Raw genomic sequence first — 19,914 nt, 5'->3', positions numbered from 1 at the left:
TGGCTTGAACCCCTAGGCGCAGGACAAGACCCGGAGTATCCCCAATGTCGATCCCTCAATCCGGCGGCGGACCCGTCGAGTCCAAGGCGCAACTGGCCGAATACCTCGCCTCGGGCATCAAGCCCAAGGACGACTGGCGCATCGGCACCGAGCACGAGAAGTTCGGCTACTGCAAGGATTCCCTGAAACCGCTGCCCTATGACGGCACCCGCTCGATCCGCGCGGTGCTGGAAGGCCTGCGCGACCGCTTCGGCTGGGACCCGGTCGAAGAGGGCGGGCATATCATCGGCCTGACCAAGGACGGCGCCAACGTGTCGCTGGAACCGGGCGGCGCGCTGGAGCTTTCGGGCGCACCGCTGGAAACCATCCACCAGACCTGCGACGAGGTGAACGAACACCTGCGCGAGGTGAAGGGCGTCGCCGACGAGATCGGCGTGGGCTTCATCGGGCTGGGGGCGGCGCCGATCTGGACGCATGACGAGATGCCGCTGATGCCCAAGGGCCGTTACAAGCTCATGGACGCCTATATGCCCAAGGTCGGCACCACCGGGCGCGAGATGATGCGGCGCACCTGCACCGTTCAGGTCAACCTCGACTTCGGGTCAGAGGCGGACATGGTGCAGAAGCTGCGCGTGGCGCTGGCGCTGTCCCCTGTCGCCACCGCGCTCTTTGCCAACTCGCCCTTCTTCGAGGGCAAGCCGCTGGGCGTGCAGTCCAAGCGCATGCAGATCTGGGAAACGCTCGACGACAGCCGGACAGGCATGCTGCCCTTCGTCTTCGACGAGGGCTTCGGCTTCGAGGCCTGGGTCGATTACGCGCTGGATGTGCCGATGTACTTCGTCTACCGCGACGGGGTCTATGTCGATGCACTGGGCCAGTCGTTCCGCGACTTCATGAAGGGTGAACTGCCGGCGCTGCCGGGCGAAATCCCGACCCTCTCGGATTGGGCCGACCACCTGACCACGGTCTTCCCCGACGCGCGGGTGAAGAAATTCATCGAGATGCGCGGTGCCGATGGCGGTCCCTGGCGCAGGCTCTGCGCGCTGCCCGCCTTCTGGGTCGGGCTGATGTACGACCAGGGCGCGCTCGACGCGGTCTGGGACATCGCGAAGGGCTGGGATGCCGAAACCCGCGAAGAGCTGCGCGCAGCCTCGATCCGCGACGGCCTGCGGGCGAAGGTCGGCAAGATCGACATGCTGGCGCTCTCGCGCGAGGTGCTGGACATCGCCGAGGCCGGGCTGAAGGCGCGCGCGCGCCCCGGTTCGGGCGGTCTGGTGCCCGATGAGACCCATTTCCTGAACGCGCTGAAGGAAAGCGTCGACAGCGGCAAGACCCCCTCCGACGAACTCCTGGAACACTACCACGGCGACTGGAACGGCGACCTGAAACGCATCTACGCCGCCTATTCCTACTGAGCGCCGCGGGTGGGTTGCAGACCCACCCCCCAGACCCATCCCAGACCACCCCGGCGCTCCGCCGCGCCCGATGACGGCGGCAAGACGACCGGAAAGGCGATCCGGGCACCGCCCTGTCTTCTCTGGTCCGGCAAATACCTCGGGTGGGGTCCGGGGAGGGCAGAGCCCGCCCCGGGGCCTGCGCGGCCCGAGCGCACTCTGACCTGAGCGCCGCCAGGCGCCCCTTCGGATCACATCTGCCACAGGCCCTGTGTCAGTAGCCCACCGCGCAGCCGTCCTTGCGGGGGTCCGAAGCGCCCTCCAGCACGCCGTTCTCGTGGATCACGATCGCCTGCGCACCGCCGATCGGCTTGGCCGCCTCGCGCACCACATGGCCCCGCGCCGCCAGCTCTGTCGCAACGCCCGGCGCATAGCCACGCTCGATCTGCAGCACGCCCCCTTCGGCAAAGCAGCGGGGCGCATCCAGCGCCTGCTGCGGGTCCATGCCGTAGTCGATCATATTTGTCAGCACCCGGGCGTGGCCCTTGGGCTGGTACTGCCCGCCCATCACCCCGAAGGGCATGGTCACGCGGCCCGCCTTGCGCAGCATCGCCGGGATGATCGTATGCATGGGCCGCTTGCCGCCCGCCATCTCGTTGGCGTGCCCCGCGTCCAGCGAGAAGCCCGCGCCCCGGTTCTGGAACAGCACGCCGAAGCGGTCCGAGGCCAGACCCGCGCCGAAGCTGTGGAAGATCGAACAGATCAGCGAGACCGCCATGCGGTCGCGGTCCACCACGGTGATATAGACCGTGTCGCGATGCACCGCCTCGCTGATCCGGGTGGCCGAGGTCATCGCCCGCCTGGGGTCGATCAGCGCCGCCAGCGCCCGCGCCGTCTCTGGTGCGCGCAGATGGTCGAGCCGGGTGATGTGGTCCGGGTCGGCGACAAACCGGTTGCGGGCGTCATAGGCCAGCTTCGCCGCCTCGGCCTCGATATGGGCACGGTCGGCGCCGAGGGGGTCCATGGCGCCGAGGTCGAACTCGGACAGGATGTTCAGCAGCAGCTGCGCCGTCACGCCCTGTCCGTTGGGCGGATGCTCCAGCAACTCGTGCCCCTTGTAGATCCCGTCCAGCGGCGCGCCCACCGTGCAGGCGGTGGCGGCGAAATCCTCCAGCCTGTGGCAGCCCCCCAGCGCGCGCAGGCTGTTCACCATGTCCTCGGCCACCGCGCCTTCGTAGAAGGCGCTGCGGCCCTGCGCGGCGATCCGGCGCAGCACCTCGGCCTGACCGGGCAGGCGGAAGATCTGGCCTTTTGTCAGCGCCGCATCGCCGGACAGGAAATGCCGTCGCGCCGCGCCCTGCAGCCGGTGGCCCGAGGCGGCGTAGTCGTAGGCCACGCGCGGCGCGATGGGCACGCCCTCGTCCATGGCGCGAATCGCCGGGGCGAGGCTGTCGGCCAGACCCAGCCTGCCCCATCGCTCGGACATGGTGCAGAAGGCGTCGACGGCGCCGGGCACCGTCACCGCATGGGCACTGTCCAGCGGCACGGTGTCGTGGCCTTCCGCGCGCAGGGTCGCGGCGCTGGCCCCGGCGGGCGCGCGGCCCGATCCGTTGACGGCGATCACCTCGTCGCCGCCCGCCGGAGAGACCAGTGCGAAGCAGTCGCCACCGATCCCGGTCATCGCGGGCTCTGCCAGCCCCAGCAGCACGGCGCCTGCAATGGCCGCATCCATCGCGTTGCCGCCCCGCCGCAGGATCGAGATCGCCGCCTCTGCCGCAATCGGGTGCGAGGTGGCGCAGAGGCCGTTCATTGCCAGGACGGGGGACCGTCCGGGAAGCTGGAAATCGCGCATGTCCGGGGTCTCCTCCCTCGTCGCGCCGAGCATAGGCGCCGCTTCGGGGGCGTCAATCGCGCGTCTGTCGGGGGGCGGCGCCGCGCGCCGGATTGGCCTGTCGGGGCAGGACACCGGGACAGGCCATATGCGGCAACCGGGCAGGGGAGCGCCGCCAATCCGGGCCGATCTGTGGCGAGGCGAGCTTGTGCGGGGACGGCGGAAAGGGGGCAGCGGGCAGGCGCGGCCCCATGGGCGGCTCGTAAGGTGGGAGATTTTGGGGGGAAGACCTCGACGCCGCGCACTGGGTGGGGGCTGTGAACGCGCGACGCCGAGGGAAGCCATATGCAGCTACAGGACCGAGAGTGCCCGCCAAACCGGGCGGGATTTAGACCCCAGCGGGACCATTTCTGACGCTGAGGAGTCTTCGCGTAAGGCAATACACGTTTAGCGGGAATGTCTTGGCCTGGCGCTCACCACATCGCCGCCCGGCCCGACGGTCCGGGGCGGACAGGCCGGCACATCAGGCGTGACATCCGGCGTGGCGCGGCCGGGATCAAAGACGCCGAGGCGGCGGCACCCCGGCCCCGCGTTCCACCCCCATGGCGGTGCTGGCGCGCAGGTCCCGCAGGCATCCCGGCGCGGCCCGGGTGCCGGGACGCATCCCCCGGGGAAGGCAGGGGCCGCCGCAGCCCGGGTCCGGCGGGGCAGGGGGGGGGCGTCCGGTCGTCAGCCGTCCAGCGACCGTGGCACCGTTAGGGACAGGTGGTTGGCCCCGTCCGCGCGGCGGTAGCGCAGGTCGGTGGTCAGCGAGCGGATCAGGAACCAGCCAAATCCGCCCTCGGGCAGGGTCTCGGGCGCGCGGTCCACAGCCACCGCCCGGCCTTCCGGCGGGCATTGGCCGGGCATCGCGCACCCGTCGTCGGTGAAATCGGCAAACAGGCCGGTGGCGCGGAACGCGAGGCAGACGATAATCCTGCCCGAGGGGCGGTCGCGACAGGCGTGCTCGACGATATTGTTCAGCACCTCGGCCACCACCAGCTCCCATGGCAGCCCCTGATCGACCCCGGGCGCCTGCTGTTCGATCTCGGCCCGGATCTTGCGCAGACAGTCAGAGACGCTGTCCGGCGTGGCGTCCAGCATGCAGCGGATCAGGATGCCGTCATCCGACCGTTCGGCCGATGTGATCATCGTCGCCCTCCCCCGCGCGGCGGTCAGGCCGGGCCGGTGGTCGCCGCCTCGGCATCGGCATGGATGGCGAAGATGCTGTCCATGCGGGTCATGCGAAAGACCTTGTCCACGGCGGGCGTCAGCCCGGCCAGTTCCAGTTTCGCCCCCGGCGGCATCAGCTTCATCGCGGCCACGATCGCGCCAAGGCCGCTTGAATCGATGAAGGTGACCCTGTGCAGGTCCATCACAAGGCGGTCTTTCGCACCGGAGAGCGCCTCGCGCATGCGGTCCTTGAACTGGATCGCGACCGCCGCGTCGATGCGGTCGGCATTGACGGTCACGACGTCCACGCCGTGTTGCCGGGTTGTGGTAAGGTCCATCTTCGCCTCGTCGGGGTTGTCTTTCGGTCGAAACTAGGCGCCAATCCTTACCATTCGGTATGCATCGGACAGGCACAGGGGGGATCGTCATGCACAGGGTCGTCATCACCGGGGCCGCCCGGACGCCCATGGGGGGCTTTCAGGGGGCGCTTTCGGCGGAAACCGCCGCCGGTCTGGGCGGGGCCGCGATCCGGGCTGCCCGCGCGCAGGCGGGCGATCCGGCCATCGACGAGTTGCTGATGGGCTGTGTCCTGCCCGCGGGACAGGGGCAGGCCCCGGCGCGTCAGGCGGGTTTTGCCGCGGGGCTGGACGAGGCGGTCCCGGCCACCACGCTCAACAAGATGTGCGGCTCTGGCATGAAGGCGGCGATGGTCGGCTTCGACCGGCTGGCGCTTGGCCATGCCGCGACCATCGTCGCGGGCGGCATGGAGTCGATGACCAATGCGCCCTACCTCTTGCCGAAGATGCGCGGCGGCGCCCGGCTGGGCCATGGCGCGGTGGTCGATCACATGTTCCTCGATGGGCTCGAGGATGCCTACGACAAGGGGCGCCTGATGGGCACCTTTGCCGAGGATTGTGCCGAGGCCTTCCAGTTCACCCGCGCTGCGCAGGACGATTATGCGCTGGCCTCGCTGTCGCGCGCGCTGGAGGCGCAGAAGACCGGGGCTTTCGGCGCCGAGATCGCGCCGGTCACACTGGCCACCCGCGGCGGCGAGACGACGGTGGCCGAGGATGAACAGCCCGGCAACGCAAGGCCCGACCGCATTCCGCATCTGAAGCCCGCCTTCCGCGAGGGCGGCACCGTGACGCCCGCCAATGCCTCGTCGATCTCGGACGGCGCGGCGGCGCTGATCCTTGCGACCGAAGAGGCGGCAGAGGCCTCCGGCTGCACGCCGCGCGCCTATGTGATGGGCCATGCCAGCCACGCGCAGGCGCCCGCGCTGTTTCCCACGGCGCCCGTCCCGGCGGCCCGCAAGCTGCTGGAGCGCCTGGGCTGGGACAAGGCGGATGTCGACCTCTGGGAGGTGAACGAGGCCTTTGCCGTGGTGCCGATGGCCTTCATGCGCGAAATGGCGCTCGACCGCGAGATCGTCAACGTCAACGGCGGGGCCTGCGCGCTGGGGCACCCGATCGGGGCCTCGGGCGCCCGCATCGTGGTGACGCTTCTGCATGCGCTCGAGGCGCGCGGCCTGAAACGGGGCGTCGCCGCGATCTGCATCGGCGGCGGCGAAGGCACCGCCATCGCCATCGAACGCCCCTGACGCGCCCGGCCTCCCGGCTGATCCCGCCGTGCTGAGCACGCTGTGCCGACCGCACGGGCGGGCGCGATGCCGGGACGAGCGTGGCACAGGCGCCCTCGCCCGGCCGGGGAGGCGGGCGCCGACCGAGACCGAAGAAGGACCGCAATGCCAGCCGATTACCAGACCCTGTCCAGAACCGTCGCCGCGCTGACAGAGGGCGAGACGGATATCGTCGCGCTGATGGCCACCGTCACCTGCGAGGTGCACCACGCCGACGACCGGTTCGACTGGACCGGCTTCTACCGGGTCACCGAACCGGGCCTTCTGAAGATCGGCCCCTATCAGGGCGGGCACGGGTGCCTCGTGATCCCCTTCGACAGGGGCGTCTGCGGCGCCTGCGCCCGCACGGGCCGGGCGCAGCTGGTCCCGGACGTCGGGGCCTTCCCCGGGCATATCGCCTGCGCCTCTTCGACCCGGTCGGAACTGGTGCTTCCGGTGCGCGACGGCTCTGGTGCGCTGATCGCCGTCTTCGATATCGACAGCGACCGGCCCTCGGCCTTCGACGAGGCAGACGTGCGGGCCTTGCAGGCCATCCTGGACGCGGTCTTCGCCGGCGGTGGCGGATGAGCGCGCAGCCTCCGGGCGCCCCGGCCACGGGGCTGACGCCCCGCAGCGGCCCCCCCCCCTCCAGCCACGCGCCGGGGTGTCCGGCGCGACCATCAGGAAAGGACTTCCCATGACCGACCAGACCCTCCGGGGCCACTGCCTCTGCGGCGCCGTGACCTTCCGGACCGAGGCCGCGCCAGCGGGGCCAAGCGTCTGCCATTGCAGCCAGTGCCGGCGCATGTCGGGGCATCTCTGGGCCTCTGCCTACGTGCCCCGGGCGGCCCTTGTCATCGAGGGACCGGTGCGCTGGTTCGATTCCTCCCCGGAGGCGCGGCGCGGCTTCTGCCCGACCTGCGGTTCCTTCCTGTTCTGGGAGGCCCATGCCGAAGAGACGACCAGCTTTGCCCTGGGCGCGCTCGACCGGCCCACCGGGATTACGCTGGAAAAGCACATCTTTGCCGCCGACAAGGGCGACTATTACGACATCGCGGACGGCATCCCGATCCGGTCCTGAGCCGGGCAGGGCCGCCCGCCAACCCGCCAGGCCCGCGCTCCGATGCCCGATGCGCGCCGCAGCCGCCTGTGCCGCGCGGGGCCTCGCAGGCGTCTGGCCCGGTCCCGGCCTCGTTTCGCCCCCCGCAAGTGTCCGGCCCCTTGCTCCGGCCCCGCCCATCTGGCAGGAGCCGGGGCATGAGCGATTATACCCCTCCGCAGGGCGAGATCCCGATCCTCTACGAGGATGCGGATCTTCTGCTCGCCGACAAACCCGCCGGGCTCTTGTCCGTCCCCGGCAAGGGCGAGCATCTGGCGGATTGCCTGATCGCGCGCCTGCAGCGGGCCTTTCCCACGGTCCGGCTTGTGCACCGGCTCGACCGGGACACCTCGGGCGTCATGGTCTTCGCCCTGACCGAACACGCGCAGCGCCACCTCAACCAGCAGTTCGAGACCCGCAAGACCCGCAAGACCTACCTCGCCCGGGTGGCCGGACGGCTGGAGCCCAGGACCGGAGAGGTCGACCTGCCGCTGATCGTCGACTGGCCCAACCGGCCGCGCCAGAAGGTCTGCCACGAGACCGGCAAACCGGCGCTGACCGGCTGGAAGGTCATGACGGCATCGGAGGGCGAGACCCGCCTGCGCCTCTTTCCGCAGACCGGCCGCACCCACCAGCTGCGCGTCCACATGCTGGCTCTGGGCCACCCGATCCTCGGCGACCCCTTCTACGCGCCGGAGACCGCTCAGGCCTACCCGCGCATGATGCTGCATGCCGAGGAACTGCGCTTCAATCATCCCGAAAGCGGCAAGGGTCTGACGATCCGCGCCCCGGCCCCCTTCTGACAGGCATCGCCCGCCCTTCTTCTGTCCGCAAGTATCCCGGGGGAGGCCCGCAGGGCCGGGGGCAGAGCCCCCATGCGCCCGAGGGGCGCCCGGAACTCCGGCGGATCAGGCACATGCGTCCGGTCTGAGACACCGGCGCGCCCGAAGGGCGCGCCCCCCGCCCCGCAGGGAAACGCGGGCGGCGTCAGCCGCCCGCCGAAGGGATCATTCGGCGGCCCAGCCGGACACCGCCTTGACCTCGACGAAATCGTGGATGCCATAGGCGCCGCCCTCGCGGCCGTTGCCCGACATCTTCATGCCGCCGAAGGGAGACCCGGCGCCGCGCGACTGGCCGTTCATCTCGACCATGCCCGACCGCAGCTGGCGGGCAAGGCGCCGGCGCCGCGCGTCGTCGGCGCTCTGCACGTAGTTGGTCAGGCCGTAGGGCGTGTCGTTGGCCATCTCGACCGCCTGCTCCTCGCTGTCGAACTTCAGGATCGACAGCACCGGGCCAAAGATCTCCTCGCGCGCGATGGTCATGTCCTGCGTAACGTCGGCAAAGACCGTGGGGCGCACGTAGAAGCCCTTGTTCAGCCCGTCAGGCCGCCCGGGGCCGCCCGCGACCAGCCGCGCGCCTTCGTCGATGCCCTTCTGGATCAGGTCCTGGATCTTCTCCCACTGCACCTTGTTCACCACCGGGCCGATGTGGCGCCCCTCTTCCGAGGCGGGGCCTACGGTGACCTTCTGCGCAACGGCAGCCGCCTCTTCGACGGCGGCGTCATAACGCGCCGCCTCGACGATCATCCGCGAGGGCGCGTTGCAGGACTGGCCGGTGTTGTTCATCATGTGCAGCACGCCGCGCTTCACCGCCTTCTCGTCCGCATCGGCGAAGATCAGGTTGGCGCCCTTGCCGCCCAGCTCCAGATGCACGCGCTTGAGCGTATCGGCGGCGGCCTTCGAGATCAGGCGCCCGGCGCGGGTCGATCCGGTGAAGCTGACCATGTCCACATCCGCGTGCGACGACAGCTGCGAACCAACGCCCGCGCCATCCCCGTTCACCAGGTTGAAGACGCCCGGGGGCAGGTCGGCGGCATCCATGATCTCGGCGAAGATCATCGCATCCAGCGGGCTTTCCTCGGAGGGTTTCAGCACCATGGTATTGCCCGCCACCAGCGCCGCCCCGACCTTCAGCGTGATCTGGTTCATCGGCCAGTTCCACGGCGTGATCAGGGCGCAGACGCCCACCGCCTCCATGATCAGCCGGTCGTTCGGGGCGTGATCGCCCAGCGGACGCTCCCATTCAAAGGCCTTGGCGGCGGCGATGAAATTCTTGAGGTGGCCGATGCCCGCCCCGACCTGGCTGGCGCGCGCCATCTCGATGGGCGCGCCCATCTCGGTCGACATGGCCCGGGCCAGATCCTCGGTCCGGGTCTTGTAGGCGGCATAGACACGCTCCAGCGCCGCGATGCGGTCCTCGACCGGGGTCGCCATCCAGCCGGGAAGGGCGGCCTTGGCGGCGGCGACGGCGGCATCGGTGTCGGCCTGACCGCCCAGCGAGATCACCGCGCAGGGCTCTTCGGTCGAGGGGTCGATGACCGGGTGATCCCTGCCGTCAATGGGCTCGACCCATGCGCCGTTGATGTAGAACTGCTTCTTCTCGATCATCGTATCCTCCCCGATGAGGCTGAGTGGTTCCCGACCGTTCGGTCGGTCATTGGCGACACTCTGTCACCGGGGCGCCAGAGTCGCAAGAGAGGGGTTCCATTCCCCGCGCCAGCCTATACCTAGGCAGGGAACGCGACGCTTTCATCCTCCAAACGAAAGGACATTGTCATGGCATTGCGCATCAATGACGAAATCCCCAACCTGACCGTCACCACCGACCTCGGCGAGGTCTCGCTGCACGACTGGATCGGCGACAGCTGGGCGATCCTGTTCTCGCACCCCAAGGACTTCACCCCGGTCTGCACGACCGAGTTCGGCGCCGTGGCGCAGCTCTCCGACGAATGGGCCAAGCGCGGCACCAAGGTCATGGGCATCTCCGTCGACGGCGTCGAGGACCACAAGAAGTGGAAGGGCGACATCGAAAGCACCTCGGGCGCCAAGGCCGGTTTTCCGATCATCGCCGACGATGACCTGACCGTCGCCAAGGCCTTCGACATGCTGCCCGCCGACGCCTATCTGCCGGATGGCCGCACGCCCGCAGACAGCGCCACCGTGCGCGTTGTCTTCATCATCGGGCCGGACAAGAAGCTGAAGCTGTCGATGACCTACCCGATGACCGTGGGCCGCAACTTCGCCGAAGTGCTGCGGGCGCTGGACGCGCTGCAGACCTCGGCCAAGGAGAACGTGGCGCTGCCCGCCAACTGGACGCCCGGCGAGGACGTGATCGTGCCGGTCGCAGTCTCGGACGAGGACGCCATCGCCAAGTACGGCGCCATCGACACCGTGCTGCCCTACCTGCGCAAGGCCAAGCTGAAGGCATAAGCGCTTGCGGCAAGAATGACCGGACGCCCCTGCAGGACACTGCGGGGGCGTTTTTCCTTGGGGCCCGCTTCCTGGCCGCTGCCTGTTCGGTCGCCCGGCTGGCGCCGGGCGCCCGACCGGGGGCTTTGCCCCCGGACCCCCAAGGTATTTTTGGACCAAAGAAGGCGAGGCGCCTTCCCTTGTGTCTTCTGCCCGGACATCCCGGGGCGCGCGTGGGGTGCGGCAGCCTTGTGTCGGTCGCGTGGCTGTTGCGGGGCCCGTGGAGGTGCTTTGCCGGTGGCTGTCCGCCCGGGGGCAGTTGCCATGTCCGGCGCCTTTGCCTAACCCTTTCGGAACGAAAGGAAGCGCCCGCATGAAGCCCTTTGTCCTCGGTTCCCAGACCATCGCCGCCGGAGCGCGGCGGACCGTCGACCTGCCGGTCTCGGTCCTGTCGGATCATACGCCCGTCAATCTTTCGGCCCATGTCATCCACGGCAGGAAACCCGGCCCGGCGGTCTTCGTTTCGGCCGCCATCCACGGCGATGAGGTCATCGGCGTCGAGATCGTCCGCCGCCTGCTGCGCGCCGCGCCGCTGTCGCGGCTGTCCGGCACGCTGATCGCCGTGCCCATCGTCAACAGCTTCGGCTTTCTCAACCAGTCGCGCTACCTGCCGGACCGGCGCGACCTGAACCGGTCGTTCCCCGGCCATGGCGAGGGCTCTCTGGCCGCGCGTCTTGCCGATCTCTTCATGAAGGAGATCGTGCGGCGCTGCGACGTCGGCATCGACCTGCATTCCGCCGCCGTGGGCCGCGAGAACCTGCCGCAGATTCGCCTGACCCCGGGCAGCGCCCGCCTGAAGGAGCTGGGAGAGGCCTTTGCCGCGCCCGTCACGCTGACCTCGAAGGTGCGCGAGGGATCGCTGCGGCTGGAGGCGGGGGCGGCGGGCGTCGACGTGCTGCTTTACGAGGCGGGCGAGGGGCTGCGTTTTGACGAATTCGCGGCGCGGGCCGGGGTCTCTGGCATCCTGCGGGTTCTGGCGAAGCTGGGCTTGATCGCGGGACGCGGCGTGCCGAAGCCGCGCGGGGCATCGGTGTTCTGCGAGCGGTCGTCCTGGGTGCGCGCGCCCTCGGGCGGGTTGCTGCGGACGCTGAAGGCCAGCGGCGAATACGTCACCCGCGGCACGGTGCTGGGCATCGTCACCGACCCCTTCGGAGAGGCGGAGGCCGAGGTTCTGGCCGAGGTCGCGGGCATCGTGATCGGGCGCACCAACCTGCCGGTGGTGAACGAGGGCGACGCGGTCTATCACATCGGCGAGCCTGCCGAGCACAAGCTGGCCCGCGCCGCCGACGGCTTCGAGGCGCATCAGGACGCGCCGCCGCTGTTCGACGAGGACGAGATCATCTGAAGCCGTCCCGCCTCCTCTGCCCCGGGGGTGGATGGGGGCATGTCTGAGCGGGACGAGGGGTCGCGCTGCGCACTGCGCCTGTGTCTCGTCGCTGTCCCAGGCGCGAAGACCCGGCGGGCGCCGTAGGGTCGGGCGGCGACCCTGTGCCCCGGTGCAAAGCAGGAACCGGGTTGCGCCCCGGCGCCCGTGGGTGCAGGTTCGCGGCCACAGCAGCCGGAGACCGCCATGCCCTTCACCCTTGCCACCTGGAACATCAATTCCGTGCGTCTTCGCAAGGATTTGGTGGAGAAACTCCTGACCGAGGAGATGCCGGATGTGCTGTGCCTGCAGGAATGCAAGTCGCCGGTGGACAAGATCCCGCTGGAGGGCTTTCAGGCGCTTGGCTACAACCACATCGTCGCGCGCGGCCAGAAGGGCTACAACGGCGTCGCGATCCTGTCGAAGCTGCCGATCGAGGATGTGGGCGACCGTGATTTCGCAGCCCTCGGCCATGCCCGCCACGTCGCGGCGCGGCTGGAGAACGGCGTCACGGTGCACAACTTCTATGTCCCGGCGGGCGGCGATGTACCGGACCGCGCGGTGAACCTGAAGTTCGGGCAGAAGCTGGACTACCTGTCCGAGATGCGCGACTGGTTCCACGGCGAACGCCCGGAAAAGGCGATCCTTGTCGGCGACCTGAACATCGCCCCGCGCGAGGACGACGTCTGGGACCACAAGAAGATGCTGAAGGTCGTCAGCCACACCCCGGTCGAGGTCGAGGCGCTGGGGGCCACGCAGGACGCGGGCGGCTGGGTCGACATCACCCGCAAGGACCTGCCCGAGGGGCAGCTTTATTCCTGGTGGTCCTACCGCGCCAAGGACTGGGATGCCGCCGACAAGGGCCGCCGCCTGGATCACGTCTGGGCCACCTCCGATATCGCCAACGCGGGGCATTCCAGCCGTATCCTGCGCGCCGCGCGCGGCTGGGAGAAACCTTCGGATCACGCGCCGGTCTTCGCGACCTTCGACCTGTAGGGCGGTTGCGGGAGGCGCGCATGCGCCATGCCCGCCCTCGGGAGGGCGGAGGCGCCTGGTGCGGCCCTGCCGTGAAAGTCGCCGGTCGAACCGCGCGGGGCAGATGTTGCGGGATGCCCCCCGGGGCGGGCATGGCGCCGGCGCGCCGGGTGCGGAGAAGGGCGGCGCGCGTGCTGATCCTGAAGCATCGATATGCGTGCAGCGCCCCTGGCGGATCGGTCGGGGGCTTTGACCGTTCGGTCCACAGGGGCAACTCCCGCAAAGCCTGCATCCTCCTGCGTCGCTTCGGTCGGGGTTGCGCCCGTTCGGACCTCGAAGGCTCCGCCGGAGCCTTCGTCCACCTGCGGCGGATCGGCTGGGCTTACGCCCGTTCGGTCCTGACAGCCTTCCCCCGGAAGCCTGTCCCACCTGCGGCGGATCGGACCTCACCCTTGCAACTGACGGCGTCGTGAGCCATCTAGCCTGTCAAGGAAACCGCAACACGGCGGAGGCGAAGATGCTGGAACTGAATGCTGCGAAGGGCCCCGAGGCGGGCGATCTCGTGAAGGATATCACCGAGGCGGAGTTCATGGCCGAGGTCGTGGACGGGTCGAAAGAGATCCCGGTGATCGTCGATTTCTGGGCGCCCTGGTGCGGGCCGTGCAAGACGCTTGGGCCGCAGCTGGAAGAGGCCGTGAAGGCCGCCAAGGGCGCGGTGAAGATGGTCAAGGTCAATGTCGACGAGGCGCAGGCGATCGCCGGTCAGATGCGCATCCAGTCGATCCCCACGGTCTATGCCTTCTATCAGGGCCAGCCGCTCGACGGCTTTCAGGGCGCGCTGCCGCAGTCCGAGATCAAGGCCTTTGTCGAGCGCGTGGTGCAGGCCGCCGGTGGTGATGCCTCGGGCGGGCTGGACGATGCCGTTGTCGCTGCCGAGGAAATGCTGGAGCAGGGGGCGGCGGTGGACGCGGCCCAGACCTTCGCCGCAATCCTCGAGGAAGACCCCGCCAATGCCAAGGCCTATGGCGGACTGGTGCGGGCGCATGTGGTGCTGGGCGAGCTGGAGCAGGCCGAGGCGATCCTGAACGGCGCGCCGGTCGAGATCTCCAAGGCGCCCGAACTGGAGGCGGCGCATGCGCAGCTGGAACTGGCCAGGCAATCGGCGGGCGTCGGCCCGGTGGCCGAGCTGACCGCGACGGTGGAGGCCGAGCCCGACAACCATCAGGCGCGTTTCGACCTTGCGCAGGCGCTTTATGCCAATGGCGATGCAGAGGGCGCGGTGGCGCAGCTGCTGGACCTGTTCCGGCGGGACCGCGAGTGGAACGACGGCGCCGCGCGGGCGCAGCTTTTCACCATCTTCGAGGCGCTGAAGCCCAACGACCCGGTGGCCCTGAACGGACGCCGGAAATTGTCGTCGATGATATTTGCCTGAGCCCCGGCGCAGGCTACCTGAGACGGCATGACACGGCTGACAGACCTGCCGGGTATGATCCCGGTCTTTCCCCTGCCCGGGGCGCTCCTGCTGCCGCGGGCGCGTCTGCCCCTTCATATCTTCGAACCGCGTTATCTGGCGATGCTCGACGACGCGCTCAAGACGCCGGAGCGGCTGATCGGCATGGTCCAGCCCGCGCCGGTCCCGGGGCGGATGGAAAAGGGGCTGCACCGGATCGGCTGCGCCGGCCGTGTCACCCAGTTCTCGGAAACCGAGGACGGGCGCTACATGATCACCCTCACCGGGATCTCGCGGTTCCGCGTGTCGCAGGAGGTCGAGGGCTTCACCCCCTACCGGCGCTGCGAGGTCTCGTGGCAGGGCTTCGACCGCGACCGCTCTGCCGGGCCCGAGGCGGATGAGTGTTTCGACCGCGACCGGTTCCTGCGGCTGCTCGACCGCTACTTCACCGCCCGCGACCTTCAGGCGGACTGGCAGACGCTGAAGGACGCCGACGACGAGCTGCTGGTGAACTCTCTGTCGATGCTTCTGGACTTCGGTCCCGAGGACAAGCAGGCGCTGCTCGAGGCGCCCTCGCTGGGCACGCGGCGCGAAACGCTGGTGACCCTGATCGAATACCGCATGCGCGGCGGCGAAGGAGACGTGATGCAATGACCCCCCCCGAATTCGACCGCCGCATGCTAGAGGCGCTGATCTGCCCCCAGTCGCAAGGCACGCTGGACTACGACGCCGAGCGGCAGGAGCTGATCAGCAAGCAGGCCAATCTTGCCTATCCGATCCGCGACGGCATCCCGGTCATGCTGGTCGACGAGGCGCGACGGCTGGACCCCTAGCGCCGGGCGCGGCAGCGCTCGGGCCGGAGGGGCGGGACGCCGTGTCCCGGACGCGCACCGGCGATGCGCGGCCTTCGCGAAACGCCGAAGGCACCGGAACCGCGTCGCTAGCCCGCCAGCGCCCGCGCCAGCACCGCAGCATCGACATTCCCGCCCGATACGGTGGCGATCACCGTGTCGGCCTCCAGCGCCTCTGACCGGAACAGCGCGGCGGCCAGCGCCACCGCGCCGCCCGGCTCTGCGACGATCTTCAGGTGCCGCAGCGCAAGGGCCATGGCCTGCAAGACCTCTGCATCCGAGACCGACAGGCCCGGACCGCAGAGGCGGGCGTTGATCGGAAAGGTGATTTCTCCGGGGGTGGGCGTCAGGATGGCGTCGCAGAGGCCGCCCGCCTCCTGCGTGTTGCTCTGCCGCGTGCCGCTGGCCAGCGATCGGGCGGTGTCGTCGAAGGCCTCGGGCTCGGCGGGGCGGACGCGCAGGCCCGGGGCGCGGGCCTCCAGCGCCAGCGCGATCCCGGCGGTCAGCCCGCCCCCGCCGCAGCAAACCAGCACCTCGGCCCGGTCGATGCCCTGTTCGGCGGCCTGTTCGGCGATCTCCAGCCCGCAGGTGCCCTGTCCGGCGATGACCTCGGGTTCGTCATAGGGCCTGATCAGGGTCAGCCCGCGCGTCTCGGCCAGCCTTGCGCCGATGGCCTCGCGGCTCTCGCCGCCGCGGGTGTAAAGCACCACCTCGCCCCCCAGGGCCTTGGTGCCCTCGATCTTCGCGGCGGGGGCGTCCTGCGGCATGATAATCACCGCAGGCACCCCGAACAGCTGCGCCGCCCGCGCGATGCCCTGCGCATGGTTGCCCGAGGAATAGGCGAGGATGCCGCGCGTGCGGACCTCCGGGGGCAGGGCCGAAACCGCCGCATAGGCGCCGCGGAACTTGAAGCTGCCGGTGTGCTGCAGGCATTCCGGCTTCACGAAAACCCGCCGCCCGGCGATGGCATCCAGATGCGGCGAGGACAGCAGCGGCGTCCGGCGTGCAATGCCCTTCAGGCGGGTTGCGGCGGCCTCGATTTTCTCGATGTTCATGGCGGTCCTTTCCGGGGCGGTTCTGCGGCGCCATGGGGAGGCGGGGCGCCCGGAAAAGTCAAGCACTTGCGCCGCGCAGGTCACCGGGGCAGGGTCCGGTGCATGATCCGGCTGAATGCCATTCCAAACCGGCCCGTTCGACAGGGGTCAGCCGTCCGCCAGGGGGCAGGCCGCGCGGCTGACCCGCGAGGCAAGGCGGCGGCCATGCTGCGGCGGGGGATGACTGTGCGGCGCCGGACAACCGCCCCGAGCGGCGCGCCCCGGGGCCGGCCATGATCCGCCGCACGTCGGTCCGCGCGGACGGCCAGCGCAGCGAGGCCTTCTTCTCGACCTGCGGGGTCTATCGCTATGGGCTGCGGCGGGTCTGGCGCGAGGGCGCCGACGAGGTGCTCTTCGTGATGCTCAACCCCTCGACCGCCGACGAGACGCGCAACGACCCGACCATCGAACGCTGCCAGCGCCGGGCCGAGGCGATGGGCTTCGGCGGGCTTCGGATCGCCAATCTTTTCGCGTATCGCGCCACGCATCCGCGCGACCTGAAGGCCGCGCCGGCGCCGGTCGGCCCCGGGAACGACGCCCTGCTGCGCGACTGGGCCCGGGGCGCCGCGCTGACCGTCGCCGGCTGGGGTGTGCATGGCGGCCTGCTGAACCGGGGGCCGGAGGTGGCGGGCTGGCTGGGCCCCGCAAGCCACCTTGGCCTGACCCGCGACGGCCACCCGCGCCACCCGCTTTACGTGGCCTATGCCACCGCCCCGATGCCCTGGCCGGAGGCGCGGCGCTACCTCCGGCCCGCCTGAAGGGGCGTTGCCGATCCGCCGCGCCCGGGGCGCCCGGTCCCGCGGGGGGATTGCCTTGGCCTGCGGTTCTGGCCTCCTGCTAGCGAAAGGACCACCGGAGAACAGCGCGATGGATAGACCGCAGGAGGATCTGGACAGGCTGCACAGGGACCTGGGTCGCCTGGCCGACGAGGTCGGCGCCTTCAATGCGCATCGGCTGGTGCGGGTTCACAACAATGTCTGGCGCCTGATGTGGTGGCAATTCCTGCGCGGACTGGCCTTCGGCCTTGGCACGGTTGTCGGGGCGACGGCGCTGGTCTCGGTGGTGGCGCTGATCCTCGGGCAAATCGAGTTCATCCCGATCATCGGAGAGATCGCCCGGGCCATCATCGAGGAAATCAACGGCCCGTGACGGCCCGGGTCCGTTAACCTTTCAGGCTGAAAGCGTTTGATCGGTCAATCTCTGTCTGGGATAGTCGTGGCGGCCTGTCATGAGGACGGGAATGGGGCGGAACCATGCTGTTTCTCACTGGATTGCTTGGAATGATGGCGCTGGGATCGATCGCGATCGTCAGCACCGGCCTGCCGGAAGACGATCCCGACGCCGCGCCCGAGCGGGATGCCGAAGGGGAGGCCGAGGGGGACACCGACCAGACGCAGGGCGATGGCCGGGCGTGGTTCGAGGCGGGGGACGAGGGTGACGGTGAGGAGGGCGGGTCGCTGCTGGCCCGGCTTGGCGTCACCACCGAGGGTGACGCGGATGACGAAACCCTCTCTGGCACGGAATTCGACGACCGCATATCCGGCGGCGCGGGCAACGACAGCCTCGACGGGCTGGGCGGCGGCGACGACCTGCTGGGCGGAGCGGGCGACGATACGCTTCAGGGCGACTGGAGCGACGACACCATCCACGGCGAAGGCGGAAACGACAGCCTCGACGGCGGCGAGGACAACGACGAACTCTACGGTCATGACGGCGACGATATCCTGATGGGCGGCCCCGGCGTCGACAGCCTTGTCGGCGGTCTGGGCAACGACCTGATGCTGGGCGACGCGGGCGCCGATGCCCTCTTGGGCCGTGAGGGCGGTGATACGCTGGAGGGCGGGGCCGGGGTGGACACGCTCTTTGGCGGCTGGGGCAACGACGTGATCGTCGGCGCCATGCCGGACGAGACGGGGGCCGATACGGACGAGGGCGACTTCCTGAACGGTGGCGACGGGGCCGATACGCTGGTGGGCGGCAATGGCGACATGCTGCAGGGCGGTGCGGGTGCGGATCGGCTGCTGCTGGGGGACTGGATCACCTCCGCCGCATCCAGCCTGCTGGACTATGACGCGGCGGAGGACCAGATCATGGTGGTCTTCGACGACAGCGACGAGGCCGCCGACCCGCAGCTGTCGCTGCGCATCAGCGCGGAGGATCCCGAGACGACGGAGATCGTGCTGGACGGCGTCGTGATTTCGACCCTGCCGACGGCGGTTGCGCCGGGGCTGGACGCCATCGTGCTGGTCGGGGAAAGCGTGGCGGACCAGATCGCCTTTGGCTGACCGGGACCGTGACGCCTTGCCGGGGCCGGGGCGGCTGGCCCTTCCCATCCCGAAGGGAATCGCGTAGAGAGGCACATCCGCGCGATGCGGATACTCTCCACGGGCCTTGCTGGACGACATCCCGGCTTGCGCCATAACCCTCGATCCGAAAGGAGCCCCCGATGTCGATCACGGTCGAAGAAAAAAACCGCCTGATGAAAGAATATGCCACCAAGGAAGGCGACACCGGTTCGCCCGAAGTGCAGGTGGCCATCCTGACGTCGCGCATCAGCACGCTGACCGAACACTTCAAGACCCACAAGAAGGACAACCACTCGCGTCGTGGCCTTCTGAAGCTGGTGGCTCAGCGCCGCAAGCTGCTGGACTACCTGAAGGGCAAGGAAGAAGCGCGCTACCAGGATCTCATCAAGCGCCTCGGCATTCGCCGCTAAGCCGCGACGGCCGGATCCGCTGGTGATCCGGTCTATCCCCCGCGGCCAACGAGAAGCGACTTACCTCGTACGAGGGACAGGGCGCCCGTCTTCGGAAACGGAGGCGGGCGTTTTCCGTGCCGGGGCCTGTGCGGAGGCCCGCGGCCGGGGTGTTTCGCCTGCCTTTGGCAGGCGCCCGGCTGGGGAGGCTTCGCCTCCCCAGACCCCTCCAAGGTATTTGAAGACCAAAGAAGAGGGGGCGGGGCGTTTTTGGGACAGGCTCGGCCGATTTGCGGGATGAGGGGGGCGGGTCTGCGGCGCCTTTTGGGGCGTGCGGCTGGTTTCCTGGGGGCGCGGGGGTGCGGGCCTGCCGGGGAAGGGCCGTGGGGCGCGCGGCCCTGTGTCTGGGGGCTGGCTGGCCTGTCAGAGGGGGCGGGACGCGGTCTGATGTTGTGCGGGCGCCTTCCCGGGCAGGATTTGCATCGCACCCCGTGGACAGAAGGGCCGCGAGACCCTATCTAGGCGTGCCATGGCCAAGAAACCCGACAGCAACCCGAATTACAAGGTGATCGCCGAGAACCGGCGCGCGCGCTTCGATTATGCCATCGAAGAGGATCTCGAATGCGGGATCATCCTGACCGGCTCCGAGGTGAAGTCGCTGCGCGAGAACACCTCGAATGTCGCCGAAAGCTATGCGGCGGTCGAGGACGGCGAGTTGTGGCTGGTGAATTCCTACATCGCCCCCTACGAGCGCGCCATGTTCGGCCATGAAGAGCGGCGGCGGCGCAAGCTGCTGTGCTCCAAGCGCGAGTTGTCGCGGCTGTGGAACGAGACCCAGCGCAAGGGCATGACGCTGGTGCCGCTGGTGCTGTATTTCAACCACAAGGGCATCGCGAAGCTGAAGATCGGCATCGCCAAGGGCAAGAAAAACCACGACAAGCGCGAGACCGAGGCCAAGCGCGACTGGAGCCGCCAGAAGCAGCGTCTGCTGAAAGAGCGCGGCTGAAACTGGCGCGGCGGCGCC

21 protein-coding genes are annotated in these 19,914 nt (G+C 69.3%); 16 read left to right on the top strand and 5 right to left on the bottom strand.

Annotated elements, in window-relative coordinates; all coding sequences use genetic code 11:
* Positions 1-44 precede the first annotated feature (44 nt).
* A complete protein-coding gene (locus ACN5KJ_RS08645) occupies positions 45-1,415 on the top strand; it encodes a glutamate--cysteine ligase (protein ID WP_347165784.1) in 1,371 nt (456 codons plus the stop codon).
* A gap of 253 nt (positions 1,416-1,668) precedes the next feature.
* Here the strand turns inward: ACN5KJ_RS08645 and ACN5KJ_RS08640 are convergent, their stop codons facing one another.
* The 3 genes from ACN5KJ_RS08640 to ACN5KJ_RS08630 all read right to left on the bottom strand — a co-directional run bounded on the left by ACN5KJ_RS08640 (position 1,669) and on the right by ACN5KJ_RS08630 (position 4,775).
* Positions 1,669-3,246 carry a gamma-glutamyltransferase family protein gene (locus ACN5KJ_RS08640; protein WP_418593332.1) on the bottom strand — a complete coding sequence of 526 codons (1,578 nt, stop codon included), beginning with the start codon at positions 3,244-3,246 and terminating at the stop codon, positions 1,669-1,671.
* Between the two features lie 708 nt (positions 3,247-3,954).
* Positions 3,955-4,416: an ATP-binding protein gene (locus ACN5KJ_RS08635; RefSeq protein WP_418593330.1), complete on the bottom strand. Its 462-nt coding sequence runs from the start codon at positions 4,414-4,416 to the stop codon at positions 3,955-3,957.
* A 23-nt stretch (positions 4,417-4,439) separates the two neighbouring features.
* The gene (locus tag ACN5KJ_RS08630; RefSeq protein WP_347165782.1) at positions 4,440-4,775 is read right to left on the bottom strand and encodes an STAS domain-containing protein; all 336 of its coding nucleotides are present in this window, start codon (positions 4,773-4,775) and stop codon (positions 4,440-4,442) included.
* 89 nt (positions 4,776-4,864) lie between these two features.
* On the opposite strand from ACN5KJ_RS08630, the gene ACN5KJ_RS08625 reads away from it, so the two are divergent.
* The 4 genes from ACN5KJ_RS08625 (at position 4,865) to ACN5KJ_RS08610 (ending at position 7,957) form a co-directional block, all read left to right on the top strand.
* Complete coding sequence (locus ACN5KJ_RS08625; protein WP_418593329.1) at positions 4,865-6,037, top strand: thiolase family protein; 1,173 nt, start codon at positions 4,865-4,867, stop codon at positions 6,035-6,037.
* A 144-nt stretch (positions 6,038-6,181) separates the two neighbouring features.
* Positions 6,182-6,643, top strand: a complete 462-nt coding sequence (locus ACN5KJ_RS08620) for a GAF domain-containing protein (RefSeq protein ID WP_418593327.1) — start codon at positions 6,182-6,184, stop codon at positions 6,641-6,643.
* Positions 6,644-6,752: 109 nt separating this feature from the next.
* Positions 6,753-7,136, top strand: coding sequence for a GFA family protein (locus tag ACN5KJ_RS08615; RefSeq protein WP_418593326.1), 384 nt, complete (start codon positions 6,753-6,755; stop codon positions 7,134-7,136).
* 176 nt (positions 7,137-7,312) lie between these two features.
* Positions 7,313-7,957 carry an RluA family pseudouridine synthase gene (locus ACN5KJ_RS08610; protein ID WP_418593325.1) on the top strand — a complete coding sequence of 215 codons (645 nt, stop codon included), beginning with the start codon at positions 7,313-7,315 and terminating at the stop codon, positions 7,955-7,957.
* A gap of 204 nt (positions 7,958-8,161) precedes the next feature.
* Here ACN5KJ_RS08610 and ACN5KJ_RS08605 read toward each other — a convergent pair whose 3' ends face one another.
* Positions 8,162-9,601 carry an aldehyde dehydrogenase family protein gene (locus ACN5KJ_RS08605; protein ID WP_418593324.1) on the bottom strand — a complete coding sequence of 480 codons (1,440 nt, stop codon included), beginning with the start codon at positions 9,599-9,601 and terminating at the stop codon, positions 8,162-8,164.
* A gap of 168 nt (positions 9,602-9,769) precedes the next feature.
* On the opposite strand from ACN5KJ_RS08605, the gene ACN5KJ_RS08600 reads away from it, so the two are divergent.
* The 6 genes from ACN5KJ_RS08600 (at position 9,770) to ACN5KJ_RS08575 (ending at position 15,083) form a co-directional block, all read left to right on the top strand.
* A complete protein-coding gene (locus tag ACN5KJ_RS08600) occupies positions 9,770-10,423 on the top strand; it encodes a peroxiredoxin (protein ID WP_206564067.1) in 654 nt (217 codons plus the stop codon).
* 352 nt (positions 10,424-10,775) lie between these two features.
* Positions 10,776-11,807: a succinylglutamate desuccinylase/aspartoacylase family protein gene (locus tag ACN5KJ_RS08595; protein WP_418593322.1), complete on the top strand. Its 1,032-nt coding sequence runs from the start codon at positions 10,776-10,778 to the stop codon at positions 11,805-11,807.
* Positions 11,808-12,032: 225 nt separating this feature from the next.
* The gene (locus tag ACN5KJ_RS08590; RefSeq protein WP_418593320.1) at positions 12,033-12,821 is read left to right on the top strand and encodes an exodeoxyribonuclease III; all 789 of its coding nucleotides are present in this window, start codon (positions 12,033-12,035) and stop codon (positions 12,819-12,821) included.
* A 496-nt stretch (positions 12,822-13,317) separates the two neighbouring features.
* On the top strand, positions 13,318-14,232 hold the full coding sequence (gene trxA / locus ACN5KJ_RS08585; protein ID WP_418593318.1) for a thioredoxin: 915 nt from the start codon (positions 13,318-13,320) through the stop codon (positions 14,230-14,232).
* 27 nt (positions 14,233-14,259) lie between these two features.
* Entirely contained in the window at positions 14,260-14,904 is a 645-nt protein-coding gene (locus tag ACN5KJ_RS08580; protein WP_347165773.1) for an LON peptidase substrate-binding domain-containing protein, read from the top strand.
* Positions 14,901-15,083 carry a Trm112 family protein gene (locus ACN5KJ_RS08575; RefSeq protein WP_206566931.1) on the top strand — a complete coding sequence of 61 codons (183 nt, stop codon included), beginning with the start codon at positions 14,901-14,903 and terminating at the stop codon, positions 15,081-15,083. The genes ACN5KJ_RS08580 and ACN5KJ_RS08575 overlap by 4 nt, the downstream gene beginning before the upstream one ends.
* A 107-nt stretch (positions 15,084-15,190) precedes the next feature.
* Here ACN5KJ_RS08575 and ACN5KJ_RS08570 read toward each other — a convergent pair whose 3' ends face one another.
* On the bottom strand, positions 15,191-16,156 hold the full coding sequence (locus ACN5KJ_RS08570; RefSeq protein WP_418593316.1) for a threonine ammonia-lyase: 966 nt from the start codon (positions 16,154-16,156) through the stop codon (positions 15,191-15,193).
* A gap of 272 nt (positions 16,157-16,428) precedes the next feature.
* On the opposite strand from ACN5KJ_RS08570, the gene ACN5KJ_RS08565 reads away from it, so the two are divergent.
* From ACN5KJ_RS08565 to smpB, 5 genes are all read left to right on the top strand, one after another.
* Positions 16,429-16,953: a DUF1643 domain-containing protein gene (locus ACN5KJ_RS08565; protein WP_418593314.1), complete on the top strand. Its 525-nt coding sequence runs from the start codon at positions 16,429-16,431 to the stop codon at positions 16,951-16,953.
* Positions 16,954-17,062: 109 nt separating this feature from the next.
* Positions 17,063-17,344 carry a DUF5665 domain-containing protein gene (locus tag ACN5KJ_RS08560; protein ID WP_206564065.1) on the top strand — a complete coding sequence of 94 codons (282 nt, stop codon included), beginning with the start codon at positions 17,063-17,065 and terminating at the stop codon, positions 17,342-17,344.
* 104 nt (positions 17,345-17,448) lie between these two features.
* The gene (locus tag ACN5KJ_RS08555; RefSeq protein ID WP_418593312.1) at positions 17,449-18,480 is read left to right on the top strand and encodes a calcium-binding protein; all 1,032 of its coding nucleotides are present in this window, start codon (positions 17,449-17,451) and stop codon (positions 18,478-18,480) included.
* Positions 18,481-18,641: 161 nt separating this feature from the next.
* Entirely contained in the window at positions 18,642-18,911 is a 270-nt protein-coding gene (gene rpsO / locus ACN5KJ_RS08550) for a 30S ribosomal protein S15 (protein WP_147099053.1), read from the top strand.
* A 508-nt stretch (positions 18,912-19,419) separates the two neighbouring features.
* Positions 19,420-19,896 (top strand): SsrA-binding protein SmpB, encoded by a 477-nt coding sequence (gene smpB / locus ACN5KJ_RS08545; protein ID WP_206565721.1) that lies wholly within the window; start codon positions 19,420-19,422, stop codon positions 19,894-19,896.
* Positions 19,897-19,914: the final 18 nt, after the last annotated feature.

This window comes from Ponticoccus sp. (in: a-proteobacteria), from assembly GCF_048381735.1.
The sequence above is the reverse complement of the archived record's forward strand: the minus strand, read 5'-3'. Positions and strand labels throughout refer to the sequence as shown.